Below are 22,345 nucleotides of genomic sequence, written 5' to 3'. Positions count from 1 at the left end.
CGATTTCAGGCATTGGGATAGAGGTCGTGCTCTTTCAGTTTGCGGCGCAAGGTGTTGCGCGTCACACCAAGGAGTTCGGAAGCGCGGGTGATGTTGCCGTGGGTTCGGATGAGCACGTATTCGAAGAGCGTGCGTTCGACCCGCTTCATGACCATAGCGTGCAGATCCGATGGAGGAGCGCCGTCGAGATCGACGAAATAGCGGTCGAGCATCGTTTTGACCGCGATGCACAACGTATCGTCTGGGCGAAGGGGGTCGTGCGGGTAGGGGTTCTGTGGCGCATTCATGCAACGCGCTCCTCAAAGGCAGGCGATTCGGTGAAAAAGCGGTCGATGAGTTCGCGCTGTGCCGCCGCGCACTCCAGTTGGTTCATCTCCCGGCGAAACGCGGCGCCCCCCGGTAACCCTTTCGAGTACCACCCGATGTGTTTACGCGCGATTTTGACTCCGGTCTCTTCTCCGTAAAAGGCATAGAGTTCTTCCAGGTGTTCGAGCAGAATCGCGCGAATTTCGGCACGGGAGGGAGGCGGAAGGTGTTTGCCGGTGGCGAGGTAGTGTTCGATTTCCCGGAAAATCCACGGGCGACCCTGTGCGGCCCGACCGATCATCACGGCGTCGGCACCGGTGTATTCCAGGACGTATTTGGCTTTTTCGGGTGTGTCGATATCCCCGTTCGCGATCACAGGAATCGACACGAGGCTTTTGACCCGGGCGATGGTGTCGTACTCTGCCTCTCCCATATATTGGTCGGCTCGTGTCCGACCGTGGATCGCCAGCGCACGAATCCCAAGGTCTTCAGCGATGCGCGCCAGTTCCGGCGCATTCTTGTTTTGCCGGTTCCAGCCGGTCCGCATCTTGAGGGTCACCGGGGTTTCGGGAACCGCTTTGACCACCGCTTCGAGAATCGCCGCAGCCAGTTTGAGGTCTTGCATCAACGCCGAGCCAGCGAAGACGTTGCAGACTTTCTTTGCGGGACACCCCATGTTGATATCGATGATCTGAGCGCCGCGATCGACGTTGTAGCGCGCCGCTTCGGCCATCATTTTGGGGTCGGCGCCTGCGATCTGAACGACGATCGGCTCGACTTCGCCCTCGTGGTTGGCACGGCGCTGTGTTTTGACACTGCCGTAGAGGAGCGAATTGGAGGTCACCATCTCAGAGACCGCAAGCCCCGCTCCCAAGCGCTTGCAAAGTTGGCGGAACGGGCGGTCGGTGACGCCTGCCATCGGAGCAACGAACAAATTGTTGCGCAGCGTAAAACCGAGGTAGTTCACGGCACGTATCGTTCGAGTTTTCGGGGGGAAAAGTATACCCTATCCCCCGCGCATCAGCGCTTCGATCTCGTCGATTGCAACCGGGACGTCACGGGTGAGCAAGGTGCATCCCGTTTCAGTGACCAGTGCGTCGTCTTCGATGCGAATGCCGATACCCCAAAAGTCGCGGGGGATATCCTCGGCAGGGTCGATGTAAAGCCCCGGTTCGATCGTCGTGACCATCCCTGGCTGTAACGTGATCGATTGCCCATCGATTTGATAGGGGCCGACGTCATGAACGTCGAGCCCCAGCCAATGGCCGGTGCGGTGGGGATAGAAGCGCAGATGGCGCTTTTCGGCGATGAGGGTGTCGACCTCGCCGGAGAGCAGTCCCAGATCGACCAGGCCTTCGACCAAGACGCGGGTGGCGGCGTCGTGCGCTGCGGCAAACGGCGCCCCGGGGCGGGTTGCGGCAATCGCGGCGTTCTGAGCAGCGAGGACGATCTCGTAGAGTGCGCGCTGCGCGCCCGAGAAGCGGCCGTTGGCGGGAAACGTTCGCGTGATGTCGCTCGCGTAACCGCGATATTCGCAACCGGCGTCGATCAATACCAGCGCGCCGTCGGGAATGGTCGCGCGGTTTTCGACGTAGTGCAGAATGCAGGCGTTGGCGCCGCTTGCGACGATCGGCGGGTAGGCAGGCCCTTCGGCGCCCAGTTCACGGAACGTGGCAAGGATTTTGCCTTCGAGCGCCGCTTCGCTGACGCCGGGACGGGTGATCTGCATCGCGGCGCGGTGCGCGGTTGCGGCGATCGCTGCACTCATCTTGAGGCACGCAATTTCGTATCGATCTTTGATTTGACGAAAGCGTGCTATCAACGCCCGGACGTCGTACCACGCCTGAGGGGGGGTGACCCCCTGCCGGGTTTTGCGTTCGAGCGCGCTTTTCCACAGACGCAGCCGGGCGTCGACAGCCTCATGTTCCAGGATCGGCGCCCAGACGTTCGCAGCACCGGCCAAGAGGTCCGGCATTTTGGTGTCGAGCTCGTCCAGGGAAAAGGCGTCGTCGAGCGCAAGCGCTGCGGCGGCCCGTTCGACACCCAGCCGAAACCCGTCCCACTTTTCTTGTTCGGGGTTGCGGTCGCGACAAAAGAGCACCGCGCGCGGTTCGGCAAAGGTGCGCAAGAGTAACCATGCGTCGGGTTCGGTAAACCCCGTGAGGTAGTAAAAGTCGCTGTCGAAACGAAACGGGTAGTGGGTGTCGCGGTTGCGTCGCTGTTCGCGTGCGGTGGGCAGTAACAGCGCCCCGCCCCCAGCGGCTTCCATCGCCGCCAGGATGAGCGCTCGCCGCGTAGCAAAAGGGGCGGGGTCGGAGTCGAGCCGACCAACGGGCGGTTGCGGGGGTTCAGGGGTAGGGGAGGGAAGCGAGGGATTCATGGGTCTCCTTTCGTCGAATCGATGAGCGCCTGCCGTTCGCGGCGCCAGCGGGCGAGCCGCTGCGGCGTGCCGATGTCCCACCACGGTGCGTCGGTAATTTCGTAACCGATGCGTCCCTCTGTGATGGCTTGGCGCAGCAAGGGGCCGAGCGGGGCACGGGTCTGTGGCGTCAGCGAAGTGAGCAACGCAAAACGGTACAAGGCAACACCAGCGAACGTATAGGTATTGCCCCGGGTTGTATCGGCATGGGGCAGCAACGCGCCGCTGGAGGTGACCGTGAAATCGCCGTCGCGATGGTCCGGCGGATTGGGCGCAAGCAGCAGGTACCCAAGGTGATCCGGGTGGGTGTTCAGTTGTGCTTCACCTCGGCGCACGAACATGGCAAGTGACCAAGCGGGTGCGAGATCGACGTCGCCATTGACCACCAAAAAGGGGTCGCTATCGATGAGGGGAAGGGCCGTGCGAATGCCACCTGCCGTTTCCAGTCCAGGCAGGGTTTCTCTGCTGTAATAGACCGTGATGCGCCACCTGCTTCCGTCACCGACATACTGTTCGATTTGTTCCCCCAGCCAACAGGGGTTGAGGACCACCGAAGAGATACCTGCGTCGGCTAACCGGCTGAGCCAATGGGCGAGAAGCGGCGTTCCCCCGGCATCGGGAACGAGCGGTTTCGGGGTGGTGTCGGTGAGCGGACGCAACCGTTCGCCGCGCCCCGCCACCAAGATCAAGGCACTGGTCATGGCAACCGTTCAGAAGGTGAGCGCGACTTGAACCTCTTCGGGGTGGAGCCGCTCGAAAAGACGCAGTAGTGGTTTCAGTGCGGTATAGCGCATCAGGGCTTTCCACAAGTAGCGCCGAACCCGTGGCAGGTCGTCGAGATAGCCGGTTTTGCCGTCGCGGTAAGCCAGCCGGGCGAAGATCCCAAGCACTTTGAGGTGGCGCTGTACGCCCATCCATTCGTAATCGGCGTAGAAGTCGTCGAACCGCTCATGGATGGGAACGCCGAGCCGTCGTGCCTGCTGCCAGTAGCGGACGAGGAGGTCGAGCGTGAATTCCTCCGGCCACTCGAGGTAAGCGTCGCGCAAGAGTGAAACCGGGTCGTACGTAATCGGCCCCCAGACGGCATCTTGGAAATCGAGCACACCCAACGCCCCAAGGGGGCGCAGCGGATGGTTGTCCGGCAGCACCATGAGGTTGCGACTGTGGTAGTCGCGATGGACGAAAACCTGAGGCTGCGCCTGAGCGCGTTCGATCAGCGCGGTGAAGCTCTGCTCCAGCATCTGTTGCTCAGTAGCGGTAAGCGTGACACCCAGATGGCGGCCTAGGTACCATTCCGGGAACAGACGGAGCTCGGCTTTGAGTTTGGCGGCGTCGTACTCCGGAAGCGCTGCGGGACGAGGTTGCTTTTGAAGCACCAAGAGCGTGGCCAACGCTTCGGCATACCATTCGTGGGTGGTTTCCGGTTGGCTGTTTAGCCGCGTCGCCAGCGTCTCGCTGCCGAAGTCGCTCAGCAACACGAAACCCAGTTCCGCAGCCACGGCCTCGACCGTGGGAACGGGTACGTTGGCCTCGGCAAGACAGGCCCGAATCTGTAGCCACGGCTGGATCGCCTCTTTCTCCGGCGGTGCGTCCATCACGATGCGCGTCGTGCCGTCGTTCAACCGTACGCGCCAATAGCGTCGGAAGCTGGCGTCTTCCGAAGCAGGCGTCAAGCTGTCGCTTGCGATCCCCAAGTCGTGCAACCAGGCAATCAGTGCCAGACGGCGTTCGTCCATCGATCAGCCCAAACCCTTTCGTGTACAATCGCGCTAGACGATTGTAACCGAACTGATTGCCCAGTGACTTTCGTACTTGATTCGAATGGACGTCGCGGCAGGCGACCGCGACTGCGGTTGCGTCCTATTGTCGCGTGGTTGGCGGTGATGGGGTTTTCCTCATGGACTTGGGGGGAAGGGCTGCCTCCGTTCGAAGTCGATCCTTCTCTGCTGGGTTCTCCTTCGGCGGTTCCGCCTCAGCAAGCGCCCGTTCTGCCTCATGACGCAGCGCCGAAGGATGCCGCGAACCCGAACCGCGAGTCTGAAGTCCCGGTGCCACTGACGTCGGCAACGTCTGCGCAGCGGGTCAGTGAGCGCGATCTGCCGTTTTTGCCGGCTGGCACGGTGGTCGAGGCCGATCGCATTCGCGGCGAACGGGGTAAAACATTGGTCGCAGAAGGGGATGTCGTCGTTGCGCGGGATGGGCAGTTCGTGCGTGCCGAACGGCTCACCTACGACGAACCCTCGGAAACTGTGACCGCAACGGGTGCAGTAACCCTGGAGGATCGCGCCCTGGGGGTTCGGGTGACCGGTCCCGAAGCGCACTACACTTTGGCGAACAAGACGGGGGTCTTCCAGCAGCCGCGCTACTTTTTCACCCCGTCGGAAAAAAACCCGCACGCAACCGACGCCCACGGCGCAGCGCAAGCGGTCTATTTCGAAGGCGCAAACCAATATCGAATCGAAAGGGGAAGTTGGACCACCTGTGCGGCGCCGGACCCCGACTGGTATCTCCAAGCCGATCGCATCACACTGGATCGCAATACCAACGTCGGCTATGCGCAGGATGCGCGGTTGCGTTTCGGCGATACCACGCTTGTGGCGCTGCCGTGGTTGGAGTTTCCGCTTTCGAAGGAGCGGAAATCGGGCTGGCTCGTCCCCTCGTTCGGGGTGTCGAGCCGGGCCGGGGTACAGGTTGCGGTGCCTTACTATTTCAACCTGGCACCGAATTACGACCTGACGCTGACGCCACGAATCTATAGCCGCCGCGGGCTGCAGTTGGGCAGTCAATTCCGTTATCTGACCGAATCGATGCGCGGAACGCTCGAAGCGGAGGTGTTGCCGAGCGACCGCGAAGCGGGGCGAACGCGCGCGCTGGGAATCTGGCGGCATGAGCAGCGTTTCACTGACCAGCTCTACGGTACGGTCGACTACAACGCGGTGGGCGACCGGGACTACTTCAAAGATTTGAGCAACAGCCTGAGCCTTTCTTCAACGGTTCATCTGCTGCGGCAAGGTTCGCTCTGGTACCACGGCGAGGGGTGGGGTTCGCAACTGCTGGTGCAGCAGTATCAAACGCTCGATCGCACCATCGAAACGCCCTACCGGTTGCTGCCACAGTGGCGGCTCTGGTCGGCACCCGTCGCGTTGGGCAATGCCGGGCGCTTTGGCACCGTGACCTTTTCGGGGCAGGTGACGCAGTTCCGCCACCCGAATGTGGGGTCGCTCTCTTCTACGGGACTCTATTGGACCGAAGGGACGCGCTGGGTGGCGACCCCCGAGTGGCGTCTGCCCATCGCAACCGAATGGTGGTCGGTGGAACCGCGCGTGCAAGCGCACCTTAGCCACTATTCCCTCGATCAACCTGCGGTTGTCGGCGGGCGAACGACCCTTTCGCGCGCGTTGCCGATCGTTGCGCTCGATGCGCAGATGGCGTTCGAACGCGACTGGACGCTTTTTGGCCGCAACTGGTTGCAAACGCTGGAGCCTCGCCTCTTTTACCGCTACGCGCCCTATCGCGATCAGTCCGATTTTCCCCTTTTTGATACCGATCGGTACGGTTTTGGCTTTGCCCAGCTCTTCATGATGAACCCTTATACGGGGTATGATCGCGTTGCGGACGGTCACAGTGTCACGGTGGCGGTCACGTCGCGGTTGCTGGAGCCCGAAACGGGTAGAGAACGGATCCGTGCGTCGCTTGCGCAGCGTTTTTACCGTGACGATCCCAAAGTATTGCTCCCCGGAGAGGCGCCGTGGAGTAACCGGCCGACCGACCTGCTCGCGGAAGTGGTCTGGCAGCCTTTCGCGCGCTGGCGGACCAAAGGCTTTTGGCAATACGATCCCGACGAAGGAGTGAACCGCCGTTTCAACGCCGCGGTGCGTTATGAGGCAGGGCCAGCGAAGGTAGCCGGCTTCGACTACCGGTACACGCGCGATCAGCTGGAGGAAGTGGCGCTTTCGGGGCAATGGCCACTTGCGCCGCGCTGGTACGGGGTGAGCCGCATCGTCCGGTCACTGCAAGAAGACCGCTGGACGGAACTGCTCGCTGGGTTCGAATACAACGGCGGCTGCTGGGTTGGCCGGGTCGTACTGCATCGCTATGCGCTTTCGAGCTCCAGCAACAACACAGCGATCTTTTTCCAACTCGAACTCAATGGGTTAGGGAGTTTGGGCAACGACCCGGGGACGCTCCTGCGGCGAGCTGTACCGGGCTATGGCAGAATTGCGCCGACCGGCCCGGAGCGGTCGCTCGAGTCGGGGTGGTAGGAGAAGCGAATGAAAAAAAGGGTAGGTATCTGGGTGATCCGATGGGTTTTGGCGAGCGTCATGGTCGCGCTTCCGCCTGCGTGGGCTACGGATACCATCGGTGTGGTTGCCGTCGTCAATGGGGAACCCGTTACCTCGTTGCAACTGGAACGGCGTCGCGCCCAGATCGAACGCCAATTGGCCCAGCAAGGGCGTGCGGCACCTGCGCAACAGATCGCCGACGAAGCATTGCGGTCGCTCATCGTCGAGCGTATTCAATTGCAGGCGGCGAAGCGATTCGGGATCGAGGTCGAACCGCGTGAAGTGGACGACGCGATCGCTTCGATCGCGGCGCGCAATGGGATGGACCGGACGCAACTGGAAGCCGCATTGCAGCAAGACGGAATCTCTTGGGCCACGTTCCAAGAGGAGATCCGCCGGCAAATCCTGTTGCAGCGGTTGCAAGCGCGGGTAACGCAAGGGTCCGACACCGTCAGTGACGCTGAACTCGACCATTTCATCGCAGCGTTTCCTGACCTCAAACGCCGTTTTGCCGAAGAGGCGGCGAACGTCGTGCAAACCCACGTTCGCCACATTCTGCACAAAACGGGGGCGACCCTCACGGACGAGGAGGCAAAAGCGCGCCTCGTCGCGCTCAAAGAGCGGTTGGCCCGCGGTGAAGATTTCGCGGAACTCGCGCGCCTCCATTCCGAAGACGGCTCGGCCGCCAATGGCGGTGACCTGGGTTGGGTGTTGCCGGGCGATTTCGTCCCGGAATTCGAAACGGTAATGAACCGCTTGCCGGTCGGCGCGGTTTCCGATCCGGTGAAAACGCGGTTCGGATGGCATTTGATCCAGGTGGTGGCGCGGCGGCCGCTTGCCGACGATCCCGACGCGTTCCGCAATTACGCGCGCAACAAACTTCGCGAGCGGAAACGGCAGCAGGCGTATGAGGCGTTCGTCCAATCGCTCGAAGCCGAAGCAGTGATCGAGCGACCGACTGGTGAGGGTTTACCGCGGTGAACGAAAACGCACGCGCTCCGTTGGCAATCACGCTGGGAGAGCCGGCTGGCATCGGCCCGGAACTCTGTGCCCGGCTGGTCGAACGGCGCTGGCCGCACCCGTTGGTGCTGATCGGAGATCCCGCATTGCTTGCGCGCTATGGTGTGACGTTGCCGGAATACGAACCGAACAAGCGGGTGCCCTTATCGATCCTGCCAGTTCCGCTTGTGGCACCCGTCACGCCGGGTCTGCTCGATCCCGCGAATGCTGCCTATGTCCTTGCCACACTGGATCGCGCGATCGACGGCGCATTGGCGGGCGCATTCTCGGGCATCGTCACGGCGCCGGTGCATAAAGGGGTGATCAACGACGCGGGGATCCCCTTTACCGGCCACACCGAATATTTGATGGAAAAAGCTCAGGTCACCCAAGTGGTGATGATGTTGGTGGGGGGCGGCCTTCGCGTGGCGTTGGCTACCACCCATTTGCCGCTTGCCGAAGTGCCAGCGGCTATCACCGCAGAACGGCTCGAAGCGGTGATCCGGGTCCTGCACCACGATCTTGTCCATCGTTTCCGGATCGGTGCGCCACGCATCTTGGTTGCTGGGCTCAACCCCCACGCGGGTGAAGGGGGGCATCTGGGGCGCGAAGAGGTCGAAGTGATCGCGCCTACGCTCGCGCGGTTGCGGGAAGAAGGACTCGACCTCGTTGGGCCGCTTCCTGCCGATACGCTGTTTACCCCACGGGTGCTCACAGGGTCTGACGCCCAATTGGCGATGTACCACGACCAAGGATTGGCGGTGCTCAAATACGCCAGCTTCGGCACCGGGGTCAATGTCACATTGGGGTTGCCGTTCGTGCGCACGAGTGTCGATCACGGCACTGCGCTCGACCTTGCGGGAAAAGGGGTTGCCGATCCCGGTAGCTTGTTTGCTGCCGTAACGCTGGCATCCGAACTCGCGCAATGAACCGATCTTTTCCCGCGCCTCGCAAGCGGTTTGGCCAGAACTTTCTGCGCGATCGCAACGTGGTGGCGCGCATCGTCGCTGCGATTGCGCCGCAACCCGGCGAAAAGGTCATCGAAATCGGCCCGGGGCGGGGTGCGCTCACCGAACCGCTCAGCCGTGTCGTGGCAGAGCAGGGGGGGCGATTGACGGTGGTCGAGCTCGACCGCGACCTGGCCGCCTACTGGCAAGAACGCGCGGCGCAGGGTGCACCGATCAACGTGGTCGCGTCGGACGCACTGCAAGTCGATTTTGCCGCGTTCGGTGCGCTTTTGGTGATCGTCGGCAATTTGCCGTACAACGTCTCATCGCCGCTGCTTTTTCACTTCGCGCGCTTTCACGAACAGATCGTTCGGCTCGTTTTGATGCTGCAGAAAGAGGTGGTCGAGCGGATCGCGGCGCAGCCAGGCAGTAAAACCTACGGGCGGTTGAGCGTGATGGTGCAGCGCCGTTTTCGCGTCACGAAATGTTTCGACGTGCCGCCCGGCGCTTTCTGGCCGGTACCGAAAGTGGTCTCGAGCGTGGTGAAGCTCGAACCGTTACGGCCAGACCCCTATCCGCAACTCGACGAGAAGCGGTTCGAAACGGTGGTGCGCACGGCGTTTGGACAGCGGCGTAAAACCTTGGCCAACGCGCTCAAAGGGGAGATCGATAGTGAAACGATACGCGCGCTGGGTATCGACCCCAACGCGCGCGCTGAAACGCTGCCCGTGGACGCGTTCGTGCGTTTGACTCGTGTGCCGTTACGCACAAGCGTCCAAACAGAGCCGTAACGGCGGGGTCAGCCGTTGCTCCCGCCTTCGTTTTGCTGCGGCTTGACCGGACAGGTGTTCATGCCCAGAATGGTATAGAGGGGGCAGAATCCAACCAGCCCGGTGACGAGCGGGACAACGCCAATCCACGTCCACGGGGTACCGATTCCCATGATCGCCAGAACGAGCAGAATTGCGCCTACGGCAATGCGCAGGATTTTGTCGATGCCACCCACGTTGGTTTTCATGGTCGTTCTCCTTCAGGTTCTATGGAATCTCACTATATCATAGTGTATTGATCGACGAGAGACAAGCATGGCGGGTGAAAGTATCATCGGGTGGATTGTTGGGGTCGCAGCATTGGTCGCGGCGGGTTGGGGTTGGCGTCAAAGCATGATTTGGCGTCAACGCTACTTCGATGACGCGCAGAATTGGGCAGACGCGCGCGCCACCCTGTTGGCGCAAGCGGCCCGCCTGGAGGCCGAATTGGCTGCGGCGCGCAGCGAGCTTCAGCAAAAGCTCGAAGCGGAGCGGGCGCGCCACCGGGAAGCGCTCGAAGCGCTCGAAAAGCAACACCAGCAAATGTTGGCGGCATTGACCGAACGCCATCGGATGGAGCTCGCCGCTCGTGAAGAGCAGCACCAAAAGGCGCTTGCGGCGCGTGACGCGCTCGAAGCCGAGCGTGACGCCGCATGGCGCGAAAAATTGGCGCTCTTGGAGTCGGCACGCGAAACCCTTACTCGTGAGTTCCAGACGATCGCGCACCAGCTCTTCGAAGAGAAGAGCCAGCGTTTTACGGCGCTCAACCAAGAGCAGTTGAGCGCGCTTTTGAACCCCTTGCGCGAACGGTTGGACGGATTTCGCCAAAAAGTGGAAGAGATCTACGTCACCGAAAGCAAGGACCGCGCCGCAATCGCCGAGCAGGTGCGGCAGCTGATGCGCCTCAACCAGACCCTTTCCGAAGAGGCGCGGCAACTCACCCACGCGTTGAAAGGTACGCAGCAGACGCAAGGGGCATGGGGAGAGATCGTGCTCGAACGGCTTTTGGAATTGACCGGACTCCATGAAGGGCGCGAATACTTCACCCAGGTGAGCCACACCGTCGACGGCGAACGGTTGCGGCCAGACATGGTGGTGCAACTGCCGGGCGATCGGGTATTGGTGATCGACGCCAAAGTGTCGCTCACTGCCTATACCGAAGCCGTCGCCGCAACCGAAGATGCGGCGCGCGAACGGGCACTGAACGCGCACGTCGCGTCGATCCGGCGCCACATCGACGGCCTTGCGAAACGCCACTATCCTGCGCTCTTTCCTGGTAAGACGCTCGATTTCGTCGTCCTGTTCGTCGCGGTCGAACCGGCGTTTCTCGCCGCGTTGGAGCGGGCGCCAACGCTCTTTGCCGAAGCCTGGGACAAAAACGTCTTGCTCACGAGCCCTTCGACGCTGCTCTTCGTGCTGCGCACCGTCGAACACTTGTGGCGGCAAGAGGCGCAAAGCCGCAACGCGCAGGAGATCGCGCAGCGCGGCGCGGAACTCTACGACAAATTGGTCGGTTTTCTCGACGCGATGACCGAGGTCAAGCAACGCTTGGCGCAAGCGAACCGGGCATTCGAAACGGCCGAAAAACGGCTGGTGAGCGGCCGTGGTAGCCTTGTCTGGCAAGCGGAGCAATTGAAAGCGCTGGGGGTGAAACCGAAGAAAACGGTTCCCGAGGCGTGGTCCGAGCAAGCGGCAGAGTGCGAAGAAGAAGCCGATCTCACACAGCGCTTATCGGTTACGAATCCTGAGCTGCCTGCGGAATAAAAGGCGCGAACCACTCCGGAAGTGGCGCATTTTCCAGTGATCGTTGCGTGAAAAGATAACGGCCGTCGCAGACGAAACCGAGCGCTTCCCAAGCGACACGATTCAGCGCAGCGCACAGCGCTTCCAGATCGACGGTGGTGTCATGGGGAAATAGCGCCAACACGGAACCCTCGAAGTCGCGGCAGGGGTGGAGGAAAAAGGGTTTTGGGGCACGGGTTTTGGTATTGACATAGACGCGTGGCGCGTCGGTCTGAGGGTGGCTCCGCCCCCAATGCCACCAATTGCTTTCGTCGAAGCGGCGTACCCGGCGGTTGATCAACCGCGTTTTGTGTTCGAGTAACCACGGTGCAGGGGCAGCCGGGTCCGGCCAGAACATGCGCCGCGTCTTTCCGGTGCGCACCGTAGCCGAATAGACGAATTCGCGGTTGGCATAGCGAGGATTCGCGAAAATCGCGTCGGCACCCGAAACCGCCCCCACTTTGACCGAGGCGATCTGGTTGAGGCGAAACGGATGGTGATCCGAAAGGAACAACAGGTGGCCAGCGCACTCGGTGAAGTGGCGCAGCTCCCAGGTGAGTCGTGCCGCGTCGTCGGGTATGGGATCACCGCCTTTGACGGTAGCGACCAGAGTGCGGCGGGAAAAGTCGTTTTTTACATAACGAAAAATCTGACAGTTCGGGAGGGCGTCGGCAAAGATCCGCGCGTCACCCAGCCCGATGAGGTGGGTGATCGTTCCTTGCGCAAAGAGCCAGCGGTTGAGCGGCACTGCCGCGGTGGCTTTGAGCCAATCGCGTGGGGTGATGAAAATCAGTTCGCCCCCCGGGCGTAGCCGGCGGACTCCCTCGGCAATGAAATAGAGGTAAAGGTTGGCGCGGGCGTCGAGTTTGGGCAACGCGAACTGGTCGCTCAGGGATCGCCACAATTTGCGTGTGGTCTTATCGATCCATTGTCCACGAACGTACGGGGGATTACCGACGATGGTCGCAAACGTCGCTTCGGGTTCCCAAGCGAAAAAATTGGCAAGGTGCGTGCCCGGTAGCGCAACGGCGGGGTCTCTTTCCACCGCGACGATCGCCAAGGGCGTGGCGCCAAAGCGTTCTCTGAGCGCACGCAGAATCGCGCCATCACCAGCCGCCGGTTCAAGAACCGGACCACGTGGAGTGACCAAGGACGCGATCAATCGCGCCACATTGGGCGGCGTGAAAAATTGCCCCAAAAGCGCTTGTTTGGACACAGCGGCGGATTGACTGTTTGGAGGTTCTGGTTTAAGATGATCCATTGTTAATAACCAACAAGTCACTAAAAGAAAGGAGCAGACGATGGCCGATCTCTTTACCCCGCTCCAGATGGGGCGTTTGACCCTGCCCAATCGGATTCTGATGGCACCGATGACGCGGTGTCGTGCGGAACGTGATGGTACGCCGACTCCGATCATGGCGGAATACTATGCGCAGCGCGCATCAAGCGGGTTGATCATCACCGAAGCGACCGCGGTCGCGCCCGAAGGGATTGGCTACATCTATACCCCGGGGATTTGGAACGACCGCCAGCAAGCGGCGTGGCAGCACGTAACCGAAGCGGTCCATCGCGCCGGCGGCCGAATCTATTGTCAAATTTGGCACGTGGGCCGGGTCTCCCATCCCGATTTGCAACCCAACGGGGCGTTGCCGATTGCCCCGTCAGCGATTGCGCCTGAAGGGACGGTCTACACCTACGAAGGGCCTAAACCGTTCGTCACACCGCGCGCGCTCGAAACGGACGAAATCCCCGGAATCGTTCAGCAGTTTGCCGACGCAGCGCGGCGCGCGATCGCGGTGGGTTTCGACGGTGTCGAGGTCCATGGCGCGAATGGCTACCTCATCGACCAGTTCTTGCGGGACGGCAGCAACCACCGCACCGATCGGTACGGGGGGTCGATCGAAAACCGCGCCCGTTTCCTGATGGAAGTGCTCGACGCCGTCGTGCAGGCGGTTGGAGCAGATCGTGTCGGTTTGCGGCTCTCCCCCGTTCAGCCGTTCAATTCGATGTCCGACTCCAACCCCGAAGCGACGTTTACCCGGGTGGTCGAAATGGTGCAAGCGTGGCCACTTGCTTACCTGCATGTGACACGCATGGGAATCGACCAACCGGGGAAAGCAGGGCCATTTTTCGAGCCGCTTACGCTCAAGAAGCGGTGGCCGGGCGTGTTCGTCGCGAACCACGGTGCGGATCGCGATACCGGTAACCAATGGATTCACGATGGCCTGGCCGATGCGGTCGCGTATGGGGCGCTCTACCTGAGCAACCCCGATTTGGTCGAGAAGTTCCGTACCGGTAGAGCGCTGCGCGCCCCCGACCCGAAAACGTTCTATCAGGGCGGGGCGAAGGGTTACACCGAGTTCGACGATTGAGTTGCCATATTTGTGGGGGGAAGCCATTCCACCCACACCGGTGCATGGTCCGAGGGGCGCTGCCACGTCCGCGGTTCCCGGTCGACGCCTGCGGCGATCACGCATCGGGCAAGCGGCGCGCTCACCAAGATGTGATCGATCCGCAACCCGATGTTGCGCCGAAACGCCCCTTGGCGATAATCCCACCACGAGTAGAGGACCTCCTCTGGGTGGCAGATGCGTACGGCGTCGGTGAAACCCTGCGCGACGAGTTCTGCCCACGCGGCACGTTCGGCACTGGAGACGTGGATCGACTCTTCGGGCCAGCTCGGGTGGGCGTCGCGCGCTTCGGGTGCGATATTGGCGTCTCCCATCACAAAGATCGCTTGACGCTGGGGGTCGAGCGCGGCGAGCCACGCAGTGAGCGCTTCGATCCATCGGAGTTTGTACGCGAATTTTTCGCTGCCCACTGCTTGACCGTTCGGGAAATAGGCGGAAACGGTCCAGAGGGGGCGCGTTTGAGCGGGAATGCGCCACTCAACCGCTAAGAGTCGCGCGGCGTCGTCGGCAAAGCCAGGGATGCCGCGATGGACTTCCTGCGCCTGCCATTCGTTGGGTGCGATGAGGGCGACGCCGTTGTAGGTGGGTTGTCCAAATGCCAGAATTTGGTATCCCCGTTCCGCGAACGGTTCCGTGGGCACCTGTTCGGTGACGCATTTCAGCTCCTGCAACGCGACGAGCGTTGGGCGCTTTTCGTCCAGATAGCGCAGCACGTGGGGCAAGCGCACCTTGAGCGAATTGACGTTCCAGGTCACGAACCGATTCGCATCACAGCTCATAGTGCGGCTCCTGGCACTGCGTGGGCAACCAGAAAGGCGACTACCTGCGGAAGTAGCTCAGAAAAATTCGAAAGCGCATGGTCACCCCCTTCCAGCATCCAGTGGTGCGCCCCTGGGTAGCGGGCAACCATCTCACGCCAGTCGAGAAGCTCATCACCTTTTGCGGCGACGAGCAAAACGCGCTCGGGATTGGGAAGTAGCCCCACGGCGAGCGCTTCCAGTTGTGCGACGTGTGCCGCGGTGAAGGTGAAACGCTGCGTGGGATCATGCCAGCAGGTCTGCTCACCGATCTGCGCCCGTAGATCGCGTGCGGGGTAGATGGCAGGGTTCAGCAAAACCACCCGCGCAGTCACGGCTTTGGCAGCGAGCCAAGTGGCGTAAAAACCGCCCAGGGACGAACCGACGATCCCGAGTCGCGCGTCCGCAGGAAGCGCGGCGTACCAGCGGTCGATCAGCGCTGCGGCGGCAAAAGGGGCCGGTGGCAGCGCTGGGCAGTGCCAAACGATCTCGGGATGGTGCTCCGCCAAATAGGCCTTGAGCAGCTGGGCTTTGAACGATTGCGGCGACGAGCGAAAACCGTGGAGATAGAGCAGGTGCGTCAGCGCCATCCCTCAGGCTCCCGTCGGTTCGGTGTCTGGTTGGGAGCCGAGTGTAAGCGCCAACAGCGCATCGATCTTCGGTTCACGCCCGCGGAATGCAACGAACGATTCGAGCGCGGGTCGGCTTGCCCCCACCGCAAGGATCTCTCGCCAGAATCGTTCGCCCACCGTGGGATCGACGACGCTTCCGTGCTGTTTCCCCGCTTCCAGAAACGCCTGATACGCATCGGCGGCGAGCACTTCGGCCCATTTGTACGAGTAGTACCCTGCCGCGTAACCACCGGCGAAGATGTGGCTGAAGCTGTGGGGAAAGCGGTGCCATTGGGGCGGAGTAAACACCGCCACTTCGGCGCGGACTTCGTCGAGGATCCGCATCACGTCGTCTAGCGCGACGTCATGCCGTCCTTCTGGGGTTGCCGCAACGCCCAATTCGCTGTGGATGCGAAAGTCGAAGAGCGCGAATTCGATCTGGCGGACCGTTTGCATTCCCGCCTGGAAGAAGCGCGCGGCGGTCATCTTGTCGAAGAGCGCGCGCGGCAGTGTCTCGCCCGTTTCGACATGCGCGGTGAGGGTCTGCAGTACTTCCCACTCCCACGCGAAAAATTCGAAAAACTGACTGGGTAGTTCCACTGCGTCCCATTCCACGTGGTTGAGCCCGGCGATCTCGCGCTCTTCCACTTGGGTAAGTAGGTGGTGCAGCCCGTGCCCCATCTCATGAAAGAGGGTGAGGACTTCGTCGTGGGTGAGGGTAGTGGGCTTGTCGCCCACAGGTGGCGCGAAATTGCACACCAAATAGACCACCGGATGATCCACGCGACCATCGAGGTGACGATGGCGGCTTTTCGCGTCGTTCATCCATGCGCCGCCTTTTTTCGTCTCCCGCGCGAAGAGGTCGAGGTAGAGGTAACCGACCGTTTCTCCCGCTTTGTCGAGCCGGTAGGTGCGTACGTCAGCGTGCCACGTGGGCAGCACCACCTCTTCGAACGTGACGCCGTAGAGGCGCGTGATGAGCGCGAAGAGCCCGTCGAGCACTTTGGGAAGCGGAAAGTATTGCCGCAGTTCGTCGTCGGAAAAGGCGTATTTCGCTTGGCGCAGCTTTTCGCTGGCGAACGCGATGTCCCATGCTTCCAGTGGGCTCACCCCCAGGGTGTCGCGCGCAAAGCGCTCCAACTCCGCTTTGTCCCGTTCCGCGTAGGGACGCGCCGCGCGGGCTAGATCGGCCAGGAAGTCGCGCACCGCCTCCGGTGACGGTGCCATTTTCGGCGCAAGCGAATAGGCGGCGTAGTGGGGAAAGCCCAAAAGCTGCGCCTCTTCCTGCCGCAGTGCCAAGATTTCCGTGAGAATCGGGCCGTTGTCCTGTTCGGGCGGACCGAATTCGGAGGCGCGGGTCGCGTAGGCTCGGTAAAAGCGAGCGCGCCAGGCGCGATCTTCGGCATACTGCATCACCGGCAGATAAAAAGGCATCTGCAGCGTGAACTTCCACCCCGAAGCGCCGTCGCGTTCTGCTGCGGCACGCGCCATCGCACGGACCGTTTCCGGTAGCCCGGCCAATTGCGCTTCGTCGGTGACGAGTTCGCTATAAGCGTTCGTCGCATCGAGAAGGTTTTCGGAAAATTTCGCTGCCAGTGCAGAGAGCCGCTCCTGGATGGCAAGGAAGCGCGGACGGGCCGTCTCGGGAAGTTCGGCGCCCGAAAGCAGCCGGTCGCGCACTTCCAATTCCAGAGCGCGGCGCCGCCATGCGTTGAGGTCCGGTGCCTGCGCGAGCAAGCGCTTCATGCCCCCGTAGAGATCGGGGTCTTGCCCCAATTCGCTCCAAAAGCGGGTCATCTCCGGCAGCAATTCGTTATAGACGGCACGCCACTCGGGAGTGTCCAGCACACTATGCAAATGCGCGACCACGCCCCAAAGCGCGCCTAAGCGTTCCAGCGCTTCGTCGAGAGGGGCGTACCATTCGGCCCACGTCAACGCGGCGTTTGTGGTCTGCACCGCCCGTTTCGCCTGAGTGACCGCGGCTTGCGCCGTAGCCAGCGCAGAACGGATCGCCGCAGTTGCCCGCTCCGGTGTCAGCGCATCGAACGGAGGGAATTGCCAATGGGTCAGCAAAGGGGTGAGGTCGTCGGAAGTTGGGGTTTTCTCTGTCATCGTTGTCATGGGAAAATCGCGTACCGAGTGGAATCGATAGCCGCAATTGTACCGGCGGCAACCGCGATTCGCCGTGCCCGGTGCACACGTGCGTGTAGGACGCAAGATGAACCAGTTTGAACGCTTTGTCGAACACCCCAAGGGGAAGCTTTTCGTAGCCAGTTGGCAGCCGGATCCGGTTGCGCCTTCTGGTAGCGCGAACGTCCCTTTTTTGCTGCTCCACGATTCGTTGGGGTGTGTAGGGCTGTGGCGCGATTTTCCCGTGCGCCTGTCGCAAACCCTTGGGGTGCCGGTCCATGCCTATGATCGCCTTGGTTACGGACGCTCCAGCGCGAAAACTGGTCCGCAGACGCTGTCGTTCATTGCCGACGAAGCAGATGAGGGCATCGTCCCGATACTGGACGCGCTCGAAATCGACCGTTGTGTGTTGCTCGGTCACAGCGTCGGGGGCGCGATGGCGCTCACTGCCGCGGCAATCCACCCAGAGCGCGTCGCGGGCGTGGTGACGATCGCGGCGCAGGCGTTCGTCGAGCAGCGCACGCTCGAGGGCATTCGTGCCGCGAAAGCGCTGTTTGCGCACCCCGAACAACGTGCGCGGCTTACCCGCTGGCACGGAGCAAAAGCGCAATGGGTACTCGATGCGTGGACCGAAACGTGGCTCGATTCGGCTTTCCGGGATTGGTCGCTTGTTTCGGTGCTGCCCAAAGTCACCGCACCGGTATTGGCGATTCACGGGGATCGCGACGAATACGGCTCTGAAGCGTTTCCCAACGCGATTGCCGCAGGCGTCGTAGGGCCGGCAGAACAAGTGATCCTACGCGACTGCGGCCATCTTCCGCATCGCGAACGGCCCGACGAGGTGATGACCGCGATTACCGCTTGGTTTCGGCGCCGTTTAGCGTGACGTTGCGCGCGCGCGTTTCCGTGACCATGAAACCCGCCAGCCACCCGATCACCGCGGCCCCAGCCAAGACACTGATCGCGGCCGTCATCGCGTCGGGCGGGTAGAGGCGGACCCCATCGACCACCGTCGCGCCCCCCAGCGCGTCCAAGATCGCCCCAACAATCGGCTGCAGTAAAGCGCCGCTCAAAAAGCCGCCCATATTGGTGAGCGCGGTGCTCATCCCGGAAAGGTGCGGCGGGTTGACCTCTTTTGCGCACGCCCAAGTGAGGACGAACGCCGCATTGGCAAAACCCATCACCAAGAAGAGCGGGAAGGTAACGATTACGGGTTGTGCGGAAAGGGTGAGGAACGCTCCCCAACAGGCCACATAGACGGTGCTGGCGGCTACCAAAACGGTTTTGCGGCGCGCCAGGCGATCCGAAAGCGCACCCAACGCCAGGCATCCGATGGCAAACGCCAGGAAATAGGCAGAAAGGTGGTGTGACGCCAGAATTTTGTCGGCGCCATGAACGCTCATCAGGTAGGGCGTTGCCCAAAGGCCAGCGAACGCAAAAAAGCTGCCCGCGATGCCGAAATTGGCAACCACGGCAGGCCAAGTGCGCCGGTTGCGCACGATGGCCATCAAACCGTTCATCACGGTGCTGCGTTCGATCGGGCGGCGGTGTTCGCTGGGTTCGTTTTCGATGAGCCGCCAACAAAGCAGCGCCACCACGAAGGAAAGTAGCGCGGTAAAGAGAAAGACGCCGCGCCACCCGGTGAGCTGCGCCACTGCGGTGAGGGGCGTGCCCGCGAGCATCGAACCCAGGTTGCCCAAAAAGAGCGCAAGACCGACGAGCGACGCGAATCGCCGTTCGTCGCACCAGAGCGCAAAGAGTTTGAGCATTGCGATGAAGGTGACCGAAACCCCCAAACCGGTGAGGGTTCGACCGGCAATCGCCCAGGAGAGCGTTGGTGCCAACGCAAAGAGCAGGCTTCCCGCCGCTGCGACGAACCCGCCCGCAACGATCACCCGTTTCGGCCCAAGGGTATCGGCCAAAATCCCCGTGGGAAGCTGCATCAGGGTGTACACATAAAAATAGGTTGCAGCAAGCACGCCTAGCGACGCCGCAGAGGTCTGAAACGCTGCGGCAAGCTCTTGGGCAATTCCAGCCGGCGCAAAACGGTGAAAGAACGAGAGGACGTAAGCGGCCACAACGGCAACCAGCGCCAAGCGCCGCGCTGCGGCGGAGGGTTGAGATGATGTAGTGTGTGTGAGATTGGTTGAGGCCATCAGGTCATCCGGTTGGCAAGTAGATGATTGGCATTGTATGATGGAATCGTCGAGCAAGTGGAGCCTTCACGAGCGGTTAGTGAGTGCTGAGATGCTGAAATCGATCCTCGCTTCGATCAACGAACATACCTGGATGCAATGGGCCTTCGCGTCCTTTCTGTTTGTTCCGCCGCTTTTGATTGCGTACCTTCGCGGTGAGAAGGGCTTGGAATCGCTTGATACCGTCGTCAGCTGGTTTGCATTCCTGTTCATCCTGGGGCTAATTGTCAAGACTCTTGACATCATCTACCCTTGAAACAAAGCGGTCTGGTCGCTCGGTTTGCCACCATCTGAGGTTCTCAATGGGAGTCATGTGACCCAAAGCGCGTTGAGGAATGGGGTGATGGTACGCGCGAAAGGTATCGCGAGCGCGTCTCTTGCAGGTCGGCTGCGGAAAAACAAAGCGCTTCAAGCGCGCAGAATCTCGGCAATGCGACCGTTGAAGCGTTCCACCATCCCGTTGGTTTGCGGATGGCGGGGTTGGATGAGCCGATGCGCGATGCGCTTTTCACCACGGAGCCGATCGAACGGATGGCGCCCCGTGATTTGGCGTTCGCCTGCGGAGGAGAAGCGGTCGGAGAACTCCTTGCCGTCATCGGTCAGCACCGTACGCACCACGAAAGGAGCGTTGGCAAGGACGTTTGCAAGAAAGCGCGTTGCCCGATCGATCGCGACAAAGAGGTAGCGCCGTTTCTCCTCATCGGGCATCTGCGGCAGGTATTTGACGTCGATGTGGAGAAATCCGGGTTCGTACGCTTTGAACTGCCGCGTGGTGCTTTCGGGACTACCTTCGATGCTTTCACGTTCCTTCTGCAGTGCCCTGAGGTTCGAGACCCCGTGGCGACGCAGGTAGCGTCGCGAGCGGCTCAGATTGGGGTTGAGGAACGTCCGGGCAAGCTCGCGGTGACTGACCCAAACCGGTGCTTGTTGGATTTTTGAGGCGAATCCGGGGTGTCGTTCGGGGGTTGGCATGAATACGCGGCAATGATATGGGACCTTGGGGGTTGGGCGCAGCGCCAGAAAAGAGGCCATTGCCGCTAACGATGCGGTCAATGGCTATTGAGAGCTGGAGACGAAAATATCGAGCGCCTTGAGCACCACGAGGATAACCCCTGCGCCACCGATGTACCACTTCATGGTGGTGATGATGGTTTCTTGCATCTTGACTTGCGCCTGCTCGAATTTGGTCTCGAGGCTACCCATACGGGCTTCCATTTTGGACTCTAACGCACCCATACGGGCTTCCATTTTGGATTCTAACGCACCCATACGGGCTTCCATTTTGGACTCTAACGCCCCCATGCGTCTTTCAAACTCAGCGATCATCTCGGCCTTGAAGGTCTGGAACTTCCCTTCCAGCGCCTGAAACTTCCCTTCCAGCGCCTGAAACTTCCCCTCGAGCGCGACGACGCTTGCGGTTACCTCATCGAGTTTTTGATCGAGGTGGTTGATGTGGTTGTACTGGCTTTTGAGAAGCAGCGTATTGATGTCCTCCTGGGTCAAGCCCTCCCCGCGGGAGAACTTCTCTTCGATCTCTCGCACTTTCGGGGTGATCATTTCGATGAGCATGTCATCGACGCGGGTTTGTGTCATCGCTCGCTCCGTTTCGCACGTTAGCCAATTGTAGCGCGAAGATAGGGGGCCGGGGTCTCCTGTGCAGGGCAATCGCATGAATGACGCTGTCTTGGGGTGGCCCATGGAGACGGGGAACAAGCTGCGGTTGGCGGACGTATTCGTATCGATCAATGATCCGAGGCAAGCAGGCAAGGTCAAACACGACCTGGTCGAACTGTTGGTAGTGGCGGTCAATGCGGTGCTGGTTGGCGCCGACACCTACGGACGGCTGTTTGGTCTGATCGATCCGACGGGATTCGAAGCGGCGTTCCGGCGCTGGGTTGGTGCGATCCTGCCGGCCCTGGGTGCAGACACGGTAGTGGCGGTCGACGGCGGCGAAATCGAACGAGACTGCTTACACAAGCCCGAGCCTTGAACGCCGCTTCTACCTCTCCAGCCTGCCTGCCGATGCCCACCGCCTGGTCCGGGCAGTACGCGCACATTGGGCCGTGGAGAACCGCCTGCATTGGTGTCTGGATGTCGCCTTCGCCGATGATCAAATGCGCGCTCCTACCGGCCATGCTGCTCACAATCTCACCGTCTTGAAACACATTCCACCGCGCTCAGCTACTCGGCCTGCAGTAAGCCGTTCATGCGATTGCCTTGCGATCACCTGCTTTGACACACGGCTGTGGTTAACTACTTCGCGGTGGTGATGCGATGTGCCCGGACCGGAAGTGAGGCCGCGCCAGTGGGGCTTGTGTCGGTTCGAGTCCCACCGCGCATCGTTCGTACCCTGGATGACGAGTCGTGGCAAGGGGTGTCCACGAGCACTGCCAGCGCCGGGGCAATGAGCAGCGGAACGGCAGCACCCAAGAGCAGCGCAGCCCAAACGGGCAACGCCAAGCTGGCGGCAAAGGCTAGCAGGAAGGCGACAATGGCGATGACGGCATTCATAGGCGAATGTACTAAGGACACGCTGAACAAATAAGCATTTTACTGGAAATGAGCGAGAGTGACCGTATCCCTTCGACATTCACACCTCGGTGGGCAAGAAATGTCTTTTTTGCCGCCATTTTCGGCTGGCTTTCGCCCCGTTTCT

General features: G+C 61.2%; 22 protein-coding genes and 2 pseudogenes. 10 read left to right on the top strand and 14 right to left on the bottom strand.

The genetic code is table 11. From position 1 onward, the window contains the following. Window positions 1-5: 5 nt before the first annotated feature. The 5 genes from KUL93_RS02030 to KUL93_RS02010 are packed head-to-tail and all read right to left on the bottom strand — an operon-like array spanning window position 6 to window position 4,461. Window positions 6-287 carry a helix-turn-helix domain-containing protein gene (locus tag KUL93_RS02030; RefSeq protein ID WP_217125463.1) on the bottom strand — a complete coding sequence of 94 codons (282 nt, stop codon included), beginning with the start codon at window positions 285-287 and terminating at the stop codon, window positions 6-8. Then, the gene (gene dusB / locus KUL93_RS02025; protein WP_217125462.1) at window positions 284-1,273 is read right to left on the bottom strand and encodes a tRNA dihydrouridine synthase DusB; all 990 of its coding nucleotides are present in this window, start codon (window positions 1,271-1,273) and stop codon (window positions 284-286) included. The genes KUL93_RS02030 and dusB overlap by 4 nt, the downstream gene beginning before the upstream one ends. 39 nt (window positions 1,274-1,312) lie before the next feature. Continuing rightward, the gene (locus KUL93_RS02020) at window positions 1,313-2,686 is read right to left on the bottom strand and encodes an aminopeptidase P N-terminal domain-containing protein (protein ID WP_217125461.1); all 1,374 of its coding nucleotides are present in this window, start codon (window positions 2,684-2,686) and stop codon (window positions 1,313-1,315) included. Beyond that, a complete protein-coding gene (locus KUL93_RS02015; protein WP_217125460.1) occupies window positions 2,683-3,426 on the bottom strand; it encodes a nucleotidyltransferase family protein in 744 nt (247 codons plus the stop codon). Before KUL93_RS02015 ends, KUL93_RS02020 begins: the two co-directional genes overlap by 4 nt. A gap of 9 nt (window positions 3,427-3,435) precedes the next feature. Continuing rightward, window positions 3,436-4,461 carry an aminoglycoside phosphotransferase family protein gene (locus KUL93_RS02010; protein WP_217125459.1) on the bottom strand — a complete coding sequence of 342 codons (1,026 nt, stop codon included), beginning with the start codon at window positions 4,459-4,461 and terminating at the stop codon, window positions 3,436-3,438. A 117-nt stretch (window positions 4,462-4,578) separates the two neighbouring features. Between KUL93_RS02010 and lptD the strand changes: the two genes are divergently transcribed. From lptD to rsmA, 4 genes are read left to right on the top strand one after another with little or no spacing between them, the layout of a single operon-like run. After that, window positions 4,579-6,987, top strand: a complete 2,409-nt coding sequence (gene lptD / locus KUL93_RS02005; protein ID WP_217125458.1) for an LPS assembly protein LptD — start codon at window positions 4,579-4,581, stop codon at window positions 6,985-6,987. Between the two features lie 9 nt (window positions 6,988-6,996). Continuing rightward, window positions 6,997-7,989, top strand: coding sequence for a peptidylprolyl isomerase (locus tag KUL93_RS02000; protein ID WP_217125457.1), 993 nt, complete (start codon window positions 6,997-6,999; stop codon window positions 7,987-7,989). After that, window positions 7,986-8,936, top strand: a complete 951-nt coding sequence (pdxA, locus tag KUL93_RS01995; protein ID WP_346731614.1) for a 4-hydroxythreonine-4-phosphate dehydrogenase PdxA — start codon at window positions 7,986-7,988, stop codon at window positions 8,934-8,936. Before KUL93_RS02000 ends, pdxA begins: the two co-directional genes overlap by 4 nt. Then, on the top strand, window positions 8,933-9,745 hold the full coding sequence (gene rsmA, locus KUL93_RS01990) for a 16S rRNA (adenine(1518)-N(6)/adenine(1519)-N(6))-dimethyltransferase RsmA (protein WP_217125456.1): 813 nt from the start codon (window positions 8,933-8,935) through the stop codon (window positions 9,743-9,745). Before pdxA ends, rsmA begins: the two co-directional genes overlap by 4 nt. A gap of 8 nt (window positions 9,746-9,753) precedes the next feature. Here the strand turns inward: rsmA and KUL93_RS01985 are convergent, their stop codons facing one another. Next, window positions 9,754-9,972: a YgaP family membrane protein gene (locus KUL93_RS01985; RefSeq protein ID WP_119335244.1), complete on the bottom strand. Its 219-nt coding sequence runs from the start codon at window positions 9,970-9,972 to the stop codon at window positions 9,754-9,756. Window positions 9,973-10,039: 67 nt separating this feature from the next. Between KUL93_RS01985 and KUL93_RS01980 the strand changes: the two genes are divergently transcribed. Then, window positions 10,040-11,527, top strand: a complete 1,488-nt coding sequence (locus tag KUL93_RS01980) for a DNA recombination protein RmuC (protein ID WP_217125455.1) — start codon at window positions 10,040-10,042, stop codon at window positions 11,525-11,527. Here the strand turns inward: KUL93_RS01980 and KUL93_RS01975 are convergent. Further along, on the bottom strand, window positions 11,499-12,761 hold the full coding sequence (locus tag KUL93_RS01975) for an Eco57I restriction-modification methylase domain-containing protein (protein ID WP_217125454.1): 1,263 nt from the start codon (window positions 12,759-12,761) through the stop codon (window positions 11,499-11,501). The two genes, KUL93_RS01980 and KUL93_RS01975, sit on opposite strands and share 29 nt — an antisense overlap. Before the next feature lie 85 nt (window positions 12,762-12,846). Between KUL93_RS01975 and KUL93_RS01970 the strand changes: the two genes are divergently transcribed. Then, on the top strand, window positions 12,847-13,917 hold the full coding sequence (locus tag KUL93_RS01970) for an alkene reductase (protein ID WP_217125453.1): 1,071 nt from the start codon (window positions 12,847-12,849) through the stop codon (window positions 13,915-13,917). Here KUL93_RS01970 and xth read toward each other — a convergent pair. The 3 genes from xth to KUL93_RS01955 are packed head-to-tail and all read right to left on the bottom strand — an operon-like array spanning window position 13,896 to window position 17,485. Further along, a complete protein-coding gene (gene xth, locus KUL93_RS01965) occupies window positions 13,896-14,735 on the bottom strand; it encodes an exodeoxyribonuclease III (protein ID WP_119335240.1) in 840 nt (279 codons plus the stop codon). The two genes, KUL93_RS01970 and xth, sit on opposite strands and share 22 nt — an antisense overlap. Then, the gene (locus KUL93_RS01960; protein WP_217125452.1) at window positions 14,732-15,343 is read right to left on the bottom strand and encodes a YqiA/YcfP family alpha/beta fold hydrolase; all 612 of its coding nucleotides are present in this window, start codon (window positions 15,341-15,343) and stop codon (window positions 14,732-14,734) included. The genes xth and KUL93_RS01960 overlap by 4 nt, the downstream gene beginning before the upstream one ends. A gap of 3 nt (window positions 15,344-15,346) precedes the next feature. Continuing rightward, a complete protein-coding gene (locus KUL93_RS01955) occupies window positions 15,347-17,485 on the bottom strand; it encodes a M3 family metallopeptidase (protein WP_217125451.1) in 2,139 nt (712 codons plus the stop codon). Window positions 17,486-17,582: 97 nt separating this feature from the next. Here KUL93_RS01955 and KUL93_RS01950 point away from each other — a divergent pair, with 97 nt between their 5' ends. Further along, window positions 17,583-18,380 (top strand): alpha/beta fold hydrolase, encoded by a 798-nt coding sequence (locus KUL93_RS01950; protein ID WP_217125450.1) that lies wholly within the window; start codon window positions 17,583-17,585, stop codon window positions 18,378-18,380. Here the strand turns inward: KUL93_RS01950 and KUL93_RS01945 are convergent. Continuing rightward, complete coding sequence (locus KUL93_RS01945; RefSeq protein WP_217125449.1) at window positions 18,349-19,650, bottom strand: MFS transporter; 1,302 nt, start codon at window positions 19,648-19,650, stop codon at window positions 18,349-18,351. The two genes, KUL93_RS01950 and KUL93_RS01945, sit on opposite strands and share 32 nt — an antisense overlap. 91 nt (window positions 19,651-19,741) lie before the next feature. Here KUL93_RS01945 and KUL93_RS01940 point away from each other — a divergent pair, with 91 nt between their 5' ends. Then, window positions 19,742-19,945 carry a hypothetical protein gene (locus KUL93_RS01940; protein ID WP_217125448.1) on the top strand — a complete coding sequence of 68 codons (204 nt, stop codon included), beginning with the start codon at window positions 19,742-19,744 and terminating at the stop codon, window positions 19,943-19,945. On the opposite strand, the pseudogene KUL93_RS01935 reads toward KUL93_RS01940, so the two are convergent. Then, window positions 19,910-20,680, bottom strand: a pseudogene (locus tag KUL93_RS01935) (integrase core domain-containing protein). The gene KUL93_RS01940 and the pseudogene KUL93_RS01935 sit on opposite strands and share 36 nt — an antisense overlap. A 65-nt stretch (window positions 20,681-20,745) precedes the next feature. After that, window positions 20,746-21,282, bottom strand: a complete 537-nt coding sequence (locus KUL93_RS01930) for a hypothetical protein (RefSeq protein WP_217125447.1) — start codon at window positions 21,280-21,282, stop codon at window positions 20,746-20,748. A 76-nt stretch (window positions 21,283-21,358) separates the two neighbouring features. Here KUL93_RS01930 and KUL93_RS11785 point away from each other — a divergent pair, with 76 nt between their 5' ends. Further along, window positions 21,359-21,679: a transposase family protein gene (locus tag KUL93_RS11785; RefSeq protein ID WP_217125446.1), complete on the top strand. Its 321-nt coding sequence runs from the start codon at window positions 21,359-21,361 to the stop codon at window positions 21,677-21,679. Then, window positions 21,672-21,857: pseudogene (locus KUL93_RS11780) on the top strand (ISAs1 family transposase); the annotation flags it as partial. The gene KUL93_RS11785 and the pseudogene KUL93_RS11780, both read left to right, overlap by 8 nt. 85 nt (window positions 21,858-21,942) lie before the next feature. Here the strand turns inward: KUL93_RS11780 and KUL93_RS01915 are convergent. After that, on the bottom strand, window positions 21,943-22,200 hold the full coding sequence (locus tag KUL93_RS01915) for a hypothetical protein (RefSeq protein WP_217125445.1): 258 nt from the start codon (window positions 22,198-22,200) through the stop codon (window positions 21,943-21,945). Window positions 22,201-22,345 lie beyond the last annotated feature (145 nt).

The organism is Hydrogenophilus thiooxidans (assembly GCF_019049855.1).
Lineage (GTDB): Bacteria > Pseudomonadota > Gammaproteobacteria > Burkholderiales > Rhodocyclaceae > Hydrogenophilus > Hydrogenophilus thiooxidans.
The sequence above is the reverse complement of the archived record's forward strand: the minus strand, read 5'-3'. Positions and strand labels throughout refer to the sequence as shown.